The organism is Nosocomiicoccus sp. HMSC067E10 (assembly GCF_001810835.1).
Taxonomy (GTDB): Bacteria; Bacillota; Bacilli; order Staphylococcales; family Salinicoccaceae; genus Nosocomiicoccus; species Nosocomiicoccus ampullae_A.
In genome coordinates this window covers 40,573-52,565 of record NZ_KV802776.1, presented here as the reverse complement: position 1 = coordinate 52,565, position 11,993 = coordinate 40,573, and the positions used below count along the sequence as shown (strand labels likewise).

Annotated in this window: 15 protein-coding genes; 12 read left to right on the top strand and 3 right to left on the bottom strand. The window is 33.9% G+C overall.

Annotated elements, in window-relative coordinates:
- The first annotated feature begins 141 nt into the window (after positions 1 to 141).
- The 9 genes from HMPREF2767_RS08950 to HMPREF2767_RS07505 all read left to right on the top strand — a co-directional run bounded on the left by HMPREF2767_RS08950 (position 142) and on the right by HMPREF2767_RS07505 (position 6,544).
- On the top strand, positions 142 to 303 hold the full coding sequence (locus HMPREF2767_RS08950; protein ID WP_371440764.1) for an SHOCT domain-containing protein: 162 nt from the start codon (positions 142 to 144) through the stop codon (positions 301 to 303).
- Between the two features lie 52 nt (positions 304 to 355).
- The gene (locus tag HMPREF2767_RS08885) at positions 356 to 595 is read left to right on the top strand and encodes a recombinase family protein (protein WP_246828782.1); all 240 of its coding nucleotides are present in this window, start codon (positions 356 to 358) and stop codon (positions 593 to 595) included.
- Entirely contained in the window at positions 583 to 1,917 is a 1,335-nt protein-coding gene (locus HMPREF2767_RS07535; protein ID WP_246828781.1) for a recombinase family protein, read from the top strand. Before HMPREF2767_RS08885 ends, HMPREF2767_RS07535 begins: the two co-directional genes overlap by 13 nt.
- Positions 1,917 to 2,330, top strand: coding sequence for a serine integrase family protein (locus HMPREF2767_RS07530; RefSeq protein WP_068131174.1), 414 nt, complete (start codon positions 1,917 to 1,919; stop codon positions 2,328 to 2,330). The genes HMPREF2767_RS07535 and HMPREF2767_RS07530 overlap by 1 nt, the downstream gene beginning before the upstream one ends.
- A 3-nt stretch (positions 2,331 to 2,333) precedes the next feature.
- Complete coding sequence (locus tag HMPREF2767_RS07525) at positions 2,334 to 3,899, top strand: recombinase family protein (protein WP_070458544.1); 1,566 nt, start codon at positions 2,334 to 2,336, stop codon at positions 3,897 to 3,899.
- Positions 3,900 to 4,237: 338 nt separating this feature from the next.
- Complete coding sequence (locus HMPREF2767_RS07520; RefSeq protein WP_246828780.1) at positions 4,238 to 4,783, top strand: TetR/AcrR family transcriptional regulator; 546 nt, start codon at positions 4,238 to 4,240, stop codon at positions 4,781 to 4,783.
- Complete coding sequence (locus HMPREF2767_RS07515; protein ID WP_070623610.1) at positions 4,784 to 5,098, top strand: DMT family transporter; 315 nt, start codon at positions 4,784 to 4,786, stop codon at positions 5,096 to 5,098.
- 17 nt (positions 5,099 to 5,115) lie between these two features.
- Complete coding sequence (locus HMPREF2767_RS07510) at positions 5,116 to 5,466, top strand: DMT family transporter (protein ID WP_057995855.1); 351 nt, start codon at positions 5,116 to 5,118, stop codon at positions 5,464 to 5,466.
- A 592-nt stretch (positions 5,467 to 6,058) separates the two neighbouring features.
- Positions 6,059 to 6,544: a gamma-glutamylcyclotransferase family protein gene (locus HMPREF2767_RS07505; RefSeq protein ID WP_070458548.1), complete on the top strand. Its 486-nt coding sequence runs from the start codon at positions 6,059 to 6,061 to the stop codon at positions 6,542 to 6,544.
- A 115-nt stretch (positions 6,545 to 6,659) separates the two neighbouring features.
- Here HMPREF2767_RS07505 and erm read toward each other — a convergent pair whose 3' ends face one another.
- On the bottom strand, positions 6,660 to 7,394 hold the full coding sequence (gene erm, locus HMPREF2767_RS07500) for a 23S ribosomal RNA methyltransferase Erm (RefSeq protein ID WP_070458552.1): 735 nt from the start codon (positions 7,392 to 7,394) through the stop codon (positions 6,660 to 6,662).
- A 60-nt stretch (positions 7,395 to 7,454) separates the two neighbouring features.
- Positions 7,455 to 7,514, bottom strand: a complete 60-nt coding sequence (gene ermCL, locus HMPREF2767_RS08695) for a 23S rRNA methylase leader peptide ErmCL (protein ID WP_123317386.1) — start codon at positions 7,512 to 7,514, stop codon at positions 7,455 to 7,457.
- Between the two features lie 281 nt (positions 7,515 to 7,795).
- Between ermCL and HMPREF2767_RS07495 the strand changes: the two genes are divergently transcribed.
- Positions 7,796 to 9,166 (top strand): terminase large subunit, encoded by a 1,371-nt coding sequence (locus HMPREF2767_RS07495; protein WP_246828783.1) that lies wholly within the window; start codon positions 7,796 to 7,798, stop codon positions 9,164 to 9,166.
- A 94-nt stretch (positions 9,167 to 9,260) separates the two neighbouring features.
- Here the strand turns inward: HMPREF2767_RS07495 and HMPREF2767_RS07490 are convergent, their stop codons facing one another.
- A complete protein-coding gene (locus HMPREF2767_RS07490; RefSeq protein WP_070456258.1) occupies positions 9,261 to 9,803 on the bottom strand; it encodes a recombinase family protein in 543 nt (180 codons plus the stop codon).
- 178 nt (positions 9,804 to 9,981) lie between these two features.
- On the opposite strand from HMPREF2767_RS07490, the gene HMPREF2767_RS07485 reads away from it, so the two are divergent.
- Together HMPREF2767_RS07485 and HMPREF2767_RS07480 are read left to right on the top strand one after the other, a co-directional pair.
- Positions 9,982 to 11,427 (top strand): SulP family inorganic anion transporter, encoded by a 1,446-nt coding sequence (locus HMPREF2767_RS07485; protein ID WP_070623607.1) that lies wholly within the window; start codon positions 9,982 to 9,984, stop codon positions 11,425 to 11,427.
- Positions 11,428 to 11,454: 27 nt separating this feature from the next.
- Complete coding sequence (locus HMPREF2767_RS07480; protein ID WP_068128761.1) at positions 11,455 to 11,874, top strand: universal stress protein; 420 nt, start codon at positions 11,455 to 11,457, stop codon at positions 11,872 to 11,874.
- The last annotated feature ends 119 nt before the right edge of the window (positions 11,875 to 11,993 follow it).

The window sequence follows — 11,993 nt, the reverse complement described above, 5'->3', positions numbered from 1 at the left end:
TGTTCAATTTGATATTCTTGTTCTTCAATATCCAATTTCTCTAGTTTAGCATTATTTAAATTAAACATTTCAATCATCCCTCCAATAAAATTGACCGTTTGCTGAATAATCTACTTTCATTATATCTAGAACTTCAATTACATATCAACTATTAATGAACTTCATTTTCATCTTGCTGAAAAAATGCTTATGAAACTACGTGAAGAGGAGCTTATTTCTCAGGAAGAATTCGATCAAATAAGTAAATTAATTCGTCAAAAATTCAATACATTATTAGGTCCTTTAATGTGCGACAAATCTTGATTTAACAGTGTTCTAACGCAAATATGTCACGTACAAGAAAGGGAGTGAGTGGATGAGAAAGATAACAACACTTGATATGTCAAAATATTCATCAGTAAATCCGAAACAAAAGGTAGCCTCATATATACAAGTGTCAACATCAAATGAGGATCAGCTGTTTAGCCTAGAGGCTCAAAGACGACACTACAAAACTTTGATTGAAAAGAATGATGAATGGCGACTTGTCGACATTTATAATGATGAAGGCATAACAGGGACCAAAAGGATAGACGGCCAGAATTGCTTCGCTTAATATCTGATTGTGAAAAAGGAAAGATTGACCTCATTTTAACAAAATCTATTAGTCGGTTTGCGAGAAACACAATTGACTGCTTGGAGTTAGTCAGAAAATTGATGAACTTAGGTGTACACATTTATTTTGAAAAAGAAGACATCAATACAAATTCGATGGAAAGTGAAATCATGCTTTCAATCTTAAGTAGCCTTGCAGAAAATGAATCAGTGTCACTTTCCGAAAACAGTAAATGGTCGATTAGACAAAGATTTAAACGAGGGATTTACAAGTTATCGTACCCGCCATACGGTTACGATTATATCGATGAACAAGTAATTGTAAATGAAGAACAAGCACAGGTCGTCAAGCGGATTTTTAACAGTGTACTAGAAGGAATAGGAACGGAAAGAATTGCCAGGCAGTTAAATGAAGAAGGAATTCCAACAAAACGAAATGGCAATTGGACAGGTTCTACGATACGTGGAATTGTTAAGAACGAAAAATACACTGGAGATGTGCTACTTCAAAAGACTTTTACTGATGAGCATTTTAATCGAAAAGTAAATCAAGGTGAACTGGATCAATACTTAATTGAAAATCATCATGAAGCAATCATCACACATACTGATTTTGAAGCGGCTAATCGAATGCTAGAATATCAAGCAAGCCAAAAGAATGTAGCTGCTGGAAGTAGAAAGTATTTAAACCGTTATCCTTTTTCAGGGAAAATTGAATGCGCGGAATGTGGCGATACATTTAAAAGGAGAATTCACACTTCTACGCATAGAAAATATATTGCTTGGTGCTGTTCAACACACATTAAAAACAGAGATGAATGTTCGATGCTTTTCATTAAGGAAGAACGCATTCATCAAGCTTTTATTACAATGATGAACAAACTCGTTTTTGCTCGAAAAGAAATACTACATCCACTTTTTGAAACAATGAAAAATGGCTTTAAACATGATACAGAAGAACAGCTCGATCATATTGAATTGCAATTGACTGAGTGCTATGCGAAGAGTCAAATGTTGAAAAAGCTAATGGATGATAAGTTTTTAGAACAGAAATTGTATGAAGAACAACGGGCGAAAATGGACAACCAAATTAATGAGTTGTTGGAGGATAAAGAACGGTTGCTACGACTTATTCGCAACGAAGAAGAACAAGTCTACGAACTGAAAAGACTGATGAGTTTCACCAATAAACAGCAGAAGGTTGCATCATTTGAAGAAACGATATTTAACGAATATATTGAAAAGGTTTATATACACTCGTCAACAAAAATAGGTTTTTTATTAAAAAGTGGCTTGTTGCTAAAGGAAGAGGTGAATAGGTGATGGCACATACACCATTTGGCTATCAAATTGAAAACGGTAAAGTAGTCATAAATAAAGAAGAGCTGAAACAACTGCAGCATCTTTTTCAAGCGTATTTATCAGGATTGTCATTAGCAAATGCCGCTAAGGAAGCGGGAATAAAGCGAAATCATGGCGGTATTACCCGAATATTAACGGATGAAAGATACTTAGGAACGGATATTTTTCCTACCTTAATATCAAAAGAATTATTTGAAAAAGTGAAGATAGAAAGATATAAACGGGCAAAAAAATTAGGAAGACTAAATAAAAAACAAGAAGAAACCCCGTTTGAAATTCCCACATTCACTTTACCATCTATCGATATCAAACATGACAACCCATATAAACAAGCAGAATATGTTTACAGTTTAATAGAAAGTGTGGTGACCTAGAGTATGGAAAGTTCAAGAAATGTTACAGTCATCCCGGCAAGACCAAGAAGAACGAGGGAAGTAAGTGATAAGCAAAAGCTGAGGGTAGCTGCTTATTGCCGAGTATCAACTGACAGTGATGAACAGGCAACGAGTTATGAAGTGCAAATCGAACATTACACGTCATACATTCAAGCTAATCCCGAGTGGAAACTTGCAGGAGTTTATGCAGACGATGGCATTACAGGAACGAACACAAAAATGCGAGAACAGTTTAATAAAATGATAGCTGATTGTATGGATGGAAAAATCGATATGATCATTACAAAGTCCATTAGCCGATTTGCAAGGAACACGTTAGATTGCTTGAAATATATAAGAAAGCTGAAAGAACAAGATATACCCGTATTCTTTGAAAAAGAAAATATCAATTCGATGGATGCGAAAGGGGAAGTGATGTTGACGATTATGGCGTCACTTGCTCAGCAAGAAAGTCAGTCGCTTAGCCAAAACGTAAAACTTGGTATTCAATATCGATACCAACAAGGCGAAGTGCAAGTAAACCATAATCGATTTCTCGGCTACACAAAAGATGAAAATAAACGCTTAGTCATTGTGCCAGAAGAGGCGGAAATCATCAAGCGAATTTACCGAGAATACCTGGAAGGATTTAGCTTAAATAAAATTGCAAAAGGACTTGAAGCGGACGGCATATTAACAGGTGCGGGAAGAAAGAAATGGTACAGTAGTTCACTGCATAAAATTCTGACGAACGAAAAATATATGGGAGATGCACTCCTTCAAAAAACATATACAGTCGATTTCTTATCGAAAAAGCGAGTGAACAACGATGGGGTTGTTCCACAATATTATGTAGAAAACAATCATGAAGCTATCATACCAAAGCACCTTTTCATGTTAGTACAAGAAGAATTGAAAAAACGAAAAATCGCTCATATTAGTAAAAATGGACAAAGGCGAAATTACAGCAGTAACTACAGTTTGGCTCAGATTGTATTTTGTGAAAACTGTGGAGAAATATTTAGAAGAGTCCATTGGAATAACCGAGGGAAGAGGTCAATCGTTTGGCGATGCGTCAGCAGGCTTGAAAATACAGGAGTGTTTTGTGATGCGCGAACTGTTAGAGAAGATGACTTAAAGCAAGCCGTTATCCAAGCGATAAATGAACTGTTTAAAAATCGGAGCAACTTTCTAAAAGTCTTAGAACAAAATATTGCACATACGTTATCAAGTCATTTACACGATAAACTGGTGAAAGTTGAAAAAGAACTGGAAGCCTTGCAACATTCTTTAATCGGCCTAGCGAATTCGAACAAAGACTATAATGACGTTGTCGATAATATTTACAAACGTAGAGAAGAAAAACAACAACTTCAACTAGAGATTGCAGAACAAGATAATGGAAGAGAACGATTGGAACAAATATCAGCGTTATTAAAAGAGCAAACATGCGAACTAGAAACGTATGATGAGCAGCTAGTTAAGCGGATGGTTGAGAGAATTGTAGTTCATCCTGAAAAGTTGGAGATTGAATTTAAGTCTGAAATGATTGTTGAAATTGATGTATAGATTAATTGCATGACCCTGTGAAATCGGAGGTAACTTTTCATCGGCTTTTCAATTCTTTATTATCAAGATATCGATAGTCTAGTTGATTGGATAATAGGGACAACTTACAAGTGGAAGTTTCAGAGTATTGCCCTTTGGTCAGTAGGTCAGGAAGATATGCGAATTTAGGGAGCATTACCGAAACAAATATTAATAATTCAAGAATGTCTACTAGATGTAGGCATTTTTTTATAACAGTATCATTTTATATAAAATCAATAATTGACAATTTAAAAATGATTTGCTAATATTACTGTACTGAACGTTCAGTACAGTAATATAGATAACTGGAGTGATGTATGTTGAGTAAAAAAGAAGAACTTCTTACAAATGCGGCTAAGATTATAAATGAGGAAGGTATCCAAAAATTAACCATGCAGTACCTTGCCGAGAAGTCTGGAATTACAAAAGGTGGTGTTCTCTATCACTTTGATAGTAAAGAAATATTATTATTAAATATGAATAAAATGGTGATAGAACAATTCGAGGGAAAAATTAACAAATATAAATCTAAACTGTCTGGAGCTTATCAATTTACACGGGCATATGCATTAGCAACCATTGACTATTTAGATGATACTGAAAATGTTTTGCTTCCATCGGTTTTTATTTCTTCTCTAGAAGATGGAAAGAGTAAAGAACTGTGGGAATCCGTATCTGAATCTGAACACTGGATCAAACTATTCGATCAAGACAAAGGAAATCCTGATAAGATTTTAGAACTGCGTTTGATTTGTGACGGAATTTGGTTTTCTATCATGTATAGCAATGTGGATATTTTTAAAGAAAGAATGAAAAAAATAGTGCTTCATTATTGTGATTTAATGGAAAGAGATGTGATTTAAATGGCATATGTATTTTTAGTAAGTGCGATTCTTGCGGAAGTATTTGCTACAAGCATGATGAAACTAACTTCAATAAGTAGCAATAAAAAAGTACTTTCGATCCTTGGGGTAATTATTGGGTATGCGTTAGCCTTTTATTTACTCTCATTGTCATTAATTTCCATACCGTTAAGTTTCGCTTATGCAGCTTGGAGTGGGACAGGAACAGCATTAACAGCACTCGTAGGTTTTTTAATTTTTAAGGAAAAAATAACTATACAAGGCGCTGTAGGTATTCTTTTACTGATTGTTGGCGTTGTATTAATGAGAATTTAAAAAGGAGTTATTATGGTATGAAATATTATTTGATTTTATTTACTTCCATTTTATTTGAAATTTTTGCTACATCGATGCTTAAACTATCTGATGGGTTTACGAATTTAATTCCTAGTATTGCTCTTGTCATTGGCTTTGGAATTTCTTTTACTTTGTTAATTATTTCTCTAAAGTTTATTCCACTAAGTGTCGCATATAGCATATGGGCTGGACTTGGGACTGCAGGAACAGCTTTAGTTGGAATGTTTCTTTTTAATGAAATCCTCTCAGGCTTAAACGTTTTCGGTCTTATGATCATTATTGTTGGTGTCGTCATCATGAATCTCGAAAAAAAGTCTGATAATCTAAGTAGTTCAAATGCTCTATGAAGTTTATTGACAAATTATTTACTTAAGAAATTATATGTAATTGTTATTTCTAAAATCAAGGTAAGAATAAATTTTCACGTCAATATCATTAATATAAACCCAATTTTATCCAACTGACACGATGTTCAGTTGGAATTCTATTTTCTAGAATGAAATTATTCGAGAAAAACGTAATCTAAAAGAAGTTGAAGCAACAAATTCCCGGCTGAATGGGAGTCTTTTTGTGTATTGATTAGAACTATTTCAGGTTCCGAATTTGAGTAAATTCATTGATATGTTCCCACGTACGTACACCTTTAGTCGATATGTTCCCGCAAACGTACTCACCCATAAAAAAGCGCTAGACATCAAGCTTGGTGGCTCGTCCCACTGTGAAATTGTGGCGTTATTGTCTAGGGTGGATGAATAGGAAGAGTTGAAGTGTTGATAGAATAAGGTTTATAGGGTTTCGCTGAAGTTTATTTTGGATGGATAAACGAGCGAAACCCTTTTCTATTAGCTTTAGATGCCCTGAAAATCAGGGTTGACATGGAGATTCCGGGTTGGTTAAGCCACCTGGGATCATTCAAAAGTAAATTGTGAAAGGATTGAAATGATGGTGAAATTATATATTGCCTACGGATCAAATTTAAATCTAGAGCAAATGGCAAACAGGTGTCCAACGGCAAAGGTAGTAGGAACAAGTGAAATAAAGGACCACAAACTCGTTTTTAGGGGGCCACACGCGCATGCTGTTGCAACGGTTGAACCATGCAAGGGAGAAAGCGTTCCGGTCCTTGTGTGGCAGATTACCTCTAGTGACGAAAAGGCACTTGATCGTTATGAAGGATGGCCACATCTGTATAGAAAAGAAATGATGAAAGTTAAAGTAGATAAAAAGACAGTAAATGCGATGGTCTATATTATGAATGAAGGCAGACCACTTGAGCAGCCGAGTTGTTACTATTACTCAATCATTTTAGAAGGTTATCAAAGCGCAGGATTTGATGTCGAATATTTACGTAGAGCAGTTGAGAATTCATATAAAAAAGACGGTGTTACTTTAGAAAACGAATCTAATGGAGGGAAATTAGTGTAGTCCGAATAATATGATAATATATGAGCAAAGTTGAACACACTAGGTGAATGGAAAATACCAAAAAAGGACTGCCTAGATGGCAATCCTTTTTATTAAATGCTAAGGAATTTGTCACTTAGTTATTAAACAATTTATAGCTATTAAATACTGATAAAAATTGTTCGAAGTTAATGTTCCTTAAATCCTTTATTTTTGCATAACTTAAGGCTTTATTAAACTGGTTTTTAGTAAATAGTTCTCTGTATTCTTGGTTAACCCATTTCATAACAAAATTATTATATATTTTTTTATCTTTGTGTGATATTTTTGATGGGTGTCTTTTTAACATAATTAAAGAACTATTAATTTTAGGTTTTGGATGAAAGTATTCTTTAGGGATTTTACTTAATATGGATATATCTACTTCAGTCATTAAAAGTAACGCTAGAGAACGATTTGTATTGAGTAGCCTTTTAGCAAATCCTTCCTCGACTATTAAGTAACTAACTGTTGCATTACTTTCAAAGACAATTTTTCGTACTATATCCGTACTTATATAATAAGGTATATTACCATAGATTTTATATGTTCTGTTGTTTGGGAACTTGAACTGTAATATATCCTTATTTATAATTCGAAAATTATCGTAATTTGTAACTTTATTTTGTGTTTGAATACATAAATTTGAATCTATCTCGATAGCTGTTACATAATTACATTTTTGAACCAGTTCTAGTGTGAAATGGCCTTTTCCTGAACCAATTTCAAAAACATTATCATCGCTATTTAATTCTAAATTACTCATAATTTTATTTATATGTCGTTTCGAGGTAATAAAGTTTTGACTAAATTTTATCTCTTTTTTGTTCATTATAACCCACTCCAATGTGGTTATAATGAATTTTCTATATTAACAATTCATTATAACCAATTATTTTTCATTTGGTTGATAATGAACTGTATTTATTACAAAAATGCTAAAAATACCCAAGTGCTAATTCTCCTTCCGTTTTAAGTGTTAAAACTTAGACGAAAATGGAGAAGTCAATTACAAATAATGAACAATTACCCATTTAAATTCCTCCTTGTTAAACCTAAAGTTATTTTAACACATAAATTGTGAATTAAACAGTGAATATTGTTCTGCAAAAGGGTACAGATTGTGGAACAATTAAATAGATGTCTTAAGCTCAGATAGCAATCTGGGCTTTTTTGTCGTGCAAAACTTTATAAATTCATTTAGTTTTTTTATTTGCTAAGGGGGTGGTTATAATTAGAAAGCTAGAAATTTATAAACCAACAATCTTTAAAGCTGAACAATCTTACTACGATAAGGATGCTGCTGATATGGCAGTAAACTTTATAAGTTATTTAAAACATACAAAAGGTGAATGGTTTGGAAAAAACTTTGACTTGATAGATTGGCAGGAGCAGATTATTCGAGATGTATTTGGGACGATGAAGCCTAATGGCTATCGACAGTTTAATACTGCCTATATTGAGATAGCTAAGAAACAAGGAAAGTCAGAACTTGCCGCTGCGGTTGCCTTACTTTTAACATGTGGTGACTTTGAACATGGTGGAGAAGTATATGGATGTGCTGCGGATAGGCAACAAGCATCGATTGTATTTGACGTTGCAGTTGATATGGTGGAACAATCACCCGCACTTAAGGCACGATTTAAACCCGTCCTTTCACAAAAACGATTGATTTATAAACCATTGGGTAGTTTCTATCAAGTGTTATCTGCGGAAGCTTATACAAAACATGGATTGAACGTCCATGGGGTAGTTTTTGATGAGTTACATGCACAACCGAACCGAAGGCTATACGATGTTATGACTCATGGTTCAGGGGACGCAAGGAAACAACCATTGTATTTCTTAATCACAACTGCAGGAAATGACCAGCATTCAATATGTTACGAAGTACATCAGAAAGCAAAAGATGTACTTGAGGGAAGAAAAATAGATCCTACTTTTTATCCTGTTATCTATGGTGCAGAGGAAGATGATGATTGGACAGACCCTGAAGTTTGGAAGAAGGCAAATCCATCACTAGGAATTACAGTTGATATTGAGAAAGTCGAACAAGCATGTGAAAGTGCGAAACAAAATCCAGCTGAGGAGAACTTGTTTAGGCAGTTACGACTGAATCAATGGGTAAAGCAATCTGTCAGATGGATGCCAATGGAAAAGTGGGACAGATGTGGTTTGCCAGTTGACCCTGAAAGTTTAATTGGTAGAGAGTGCTATGCGGGTTTAGACTTATCATCGACAACAGATATAACCGCATTTGTTTTAATCTTTCCACCAGAATATGAAGATGATAAATATGTGATATTGCCATACTTTTGGATACCAGAAGAAAACATCAGACAACGTGTGGATCGGGACAGAGTACCTTACGAAGAAATATATCGATTGCGGGAACTGAAGCAGGAAGTCATGATGAAAAACGTAGCGCGAGAAGGACTTAGACAGCGGATTGTAGAAATAACAAAGTATTTAAAAGAGCAACCGCAGCAACTTGAAACATACGATGACCTGCTTGTAAGGCAGTTAATTGAAAGAGTGACGATTCATAAAAGGAATTTAACGATTGAGTTTAAATCGGGTATTGAAAAGGAAATAGCAATATAAAATAAAAACTAACGCAGCGTATTTTCAGAATATGCTACGTTAGTTTAAATTAACAATATAGGATTAAACTGTTTCTTTGAATGTAGAATGATAATTAACTTTCAAGATATCTATATAAGGTAGATTTACTAATACCAGTTTCATTTCTTATTTCAGATAGGCTATATTTTTTACTTTGATACATATTAATAGCGCGTTTTACATTTTCATCAGGTAATCGTGGTCTTCCGGCAGTAACTCCTCTTTGTTTTGCCTTATTTAATCCCTTCTTGGTCTTTTCGCTAATTACATCACTTTGAAATTCAACTAGATGTTTTACAATATAACTAAATTGATACCCACTTTCATTGCTCGTATCAATATCTTCTCTAATTGATTTTATGTAGGCACCTTTGTCTTCAATCATCTGTAATAGCTCGACTAAATGTAGTGTAGAGTCCGCTAGCGAATATAATTTAGTGATTATTATTTTGTCACCTTGTTCAAGTGTATGGATCATTTCGTTAAGTTTAGTTCGATTCTTTGCGGAAGAATGATTTTCGATAATTATTTTATCGCAATTTATTTCACGAAGTGTTGTTATTTGTTTATTATAATTATCATCATCACTTTCAGGTCTTATATAACCAATCAACATATTAAACACCCCTTTATTTTAAAAAAGAAGCCCTAATAATTATATCATAAAATATAATATGTTATTTCCCATAATGGTTCCATTTTGGGACGAAAGGTGTTAAACTATTTTTATTAAGGTCAGTTTGGATTTTTCGAGGGATAAAAAATAAATTTAAACAGAAGAGGTGTAGACTTAAGTGTTAGAGAAAATAAAAAGAGAATGGTTTTCAAATGTGAGAGGGGATATACTTGCTGGAATTGTTGTTGCATTAGCACTAATACCTGAAGCAATTGCATTTTCCATCATAGCAGGTGTAGATCCCATGGTTGGTTTATATGCCTCCTTTTGTATCGCTGTAATTATAGCATTTGTCGGAGGACGACCGGGAATGATTTCAGCAGCAACTGGTGCAATGGCATTACTTATGGTTCCTTTAGTAAAAGAACATGGACTTGATTATTTACTGGTTGCAACTATCCTAACAGGTGTAATCCAAATATTATTTGGTATATTTAAAGTAGCTAAAGTGATGAAATTCATACCAAGAGCTGTCATGATAGGTTTTGTAAATGCATTAGCGATTCTAATTTTTATGACTCAGGTACCTCACTTTATTGGGATTTCTAATTTGACGTATGTATTTGTAGCAATTACATTAGCAATCGTGTATATACTTCCGAGATTTTTCAAAGCTGTTCCAGCTCCATTAATCGCAATTATTGTATTGACAGCCGTAGCACTTTATACCAATGTTGATTTACGCACTGTCGGTGATTTAGGAGCTATCACAAGAACATTGCCAGAGTTTTTTATTCCAAACGTTCCATTTACGTTGGAAACATTAGTAATTGTATTTCCTTTTTCCCTAGCGTTAGCTATTGTTGGATTACTGGAGTCTTTACTTACAGCTTCCATTGTAGATGATATGACAGACACAGAAAGTGATAAAAACAGAGAGTCAAGAGGACAAGGTATTGCAAATATTGTTACAGGGTTCTTTGGTGGGATGGCTGGATGTGCAATGATCGGTCAATCTGTTATAAATGTGAAGTCTGGTGGACGTGGAAGGTTATCTACCTTTATTGCCGGGATATTCTTGATGTTTTTAATTATAGTATTAGGGGACTTAGTCATACAAATCCCAATGCCTGTATTAGTAGGAATAATGATTATGGTTTCAATAGGGACATTTGATTGGTCATCGTTTACTTATCTTAGAAAAGCTCCCAAAACTGATTCTATTGTTATGTTGGTAACCGTAGGAATAGTTGTAGCTACCAATGATTTATCAAAGGGTGTTATTGCGGGTGTTATACTTAGTGCGATCTTCTTTGTAGCTAAAATATCAAAGTTAAAAGTGAAAAATAAACATCAAGATAATAAAGTAATTTATGAAGTGGAAGGTCAGTTGTTTTTTGCATCAACTGAAGACTTTTTAAAGTCATTTGATTTCAATTTGGAGAATAAAAATATAACAATTGATTTTTCAGATTCACATATTTGGGATGACTCTGCTGTAGGGGCAGTTGATAAAGCAGTGATTAAATTTCAAGAAAAAGATAATAAGGTAACTATCATTGGTTTAGATACATCAAGCAGAGAGATATTCCATAAACTCGCTGTGAATAATAATGTAGATTAAACAATTAATAAAATAGGAGGTTTGAAAATGTATAAAAGATTATTACTAGCTGTTGATGGATCAGAAAACTCATTACGAGCAACTGATGAAGCGGTGAAAATCGCTTCGTTAATTTCCGATTGTAGAATTGAAATTATTTATGTTGTTGATTATTCAAAATCTAAAAATGAAATTCTTCATTCACAGGGAAAAGAAGAACTTGAATATACTCGTCGCAAAATACTTTCTCCAATAGAAGAAAAAGTGAAGTCGAAAAATATAGAATATAAACTTGAAATACTACATGGATATCCTGGTCCTACTATTATTGAATACGCAAATAAGGAAAAGGTTGATATGGTTGTTATAGGTAGTCGGGGACTCAATTCATTGCAAGAAATGGTATTAGGTAGCGTAAGTCATAAAGTAATGAAAAGAGTAAATTGCCCAGCTCTAATAGTCAAATAAAAAAATTAAAACCAAAAATTTTTATCATGAAAAATCAGTTGATATGTTCCCACAAACGCACACTAATAGTCGATATGTTCCCGCATACGATTATTTCATTAAAAAACGCAAATACATCA

Coding starts and splice junctions, on each gene's coding strand:
- HMPREF2767_RS08885 (WP_246828782.1), top strand. CDS start 356: ATGAGAAAGATAACAACACTTGATATGTCAAAATATTCATCAGTAAAT.
- HMPREF2767_RS07530 (WP_068131174.1), top strand. CDS start 1,917: ATGGCACATACACCATTTGGCTATCAAATTGAAAACGGTAAAGTAGTC.
- HMPREF2767_RS07525 (WP_070458544.1), top strand. CDS start 2,334: ATGGAAAGTTCAAGAAATGTTACAGTCATCCCGGCAAGACCAAGAAGA.
- HMPREF2767_RS07520 (WP_246828780.1), top strand. CDS start 4,238: ATGTTGAGTAAAAAAGAAGAACTTCTTACAAATGCGGCTAAGATTATA.
- HMPREF2767_RS07515 (WP_070623610.1), top strand. CDS start 4,784: ATGGCATATGTATTTTTAGTAAGTGCGATTCTTGCGGAAGTATTTGCT.
- HMPREF2767_RS07510 (WP_057995855.1), top strand. CDS start 5,116: ATGAAATATTATTTGATTTTATTTACTTCCATTTTATTTGAAATTTTT.
- HMPREF2767_RS07505 (WP_070458548.1), top strand. CDS start 6,059: ATGATGGTGAAATTATATATTGCCTACGGATCAAATTTAAATCTAGAG.
- erm (WP_070458552.1), bottom strand. CDS start 7,394: ATGAACAAAAAAGAGATAAAATTTAGTCAAAACTTTATTACCTCGAAA.
- HMPREF2767_RS07490 (WP_070456258.1), bottom strand. CDS start 9,803: ATGTTGATTGGTTATATAAGACCTGAAAGTGATGATGATAATTATAAT.
- HMPREF2767_RS07480 (WP_068128761.1), top strand. CDS start 11,455: ATGTATAAAAGATTATTACTAGCTGTTGATGGATCAGAAAACTCATTA.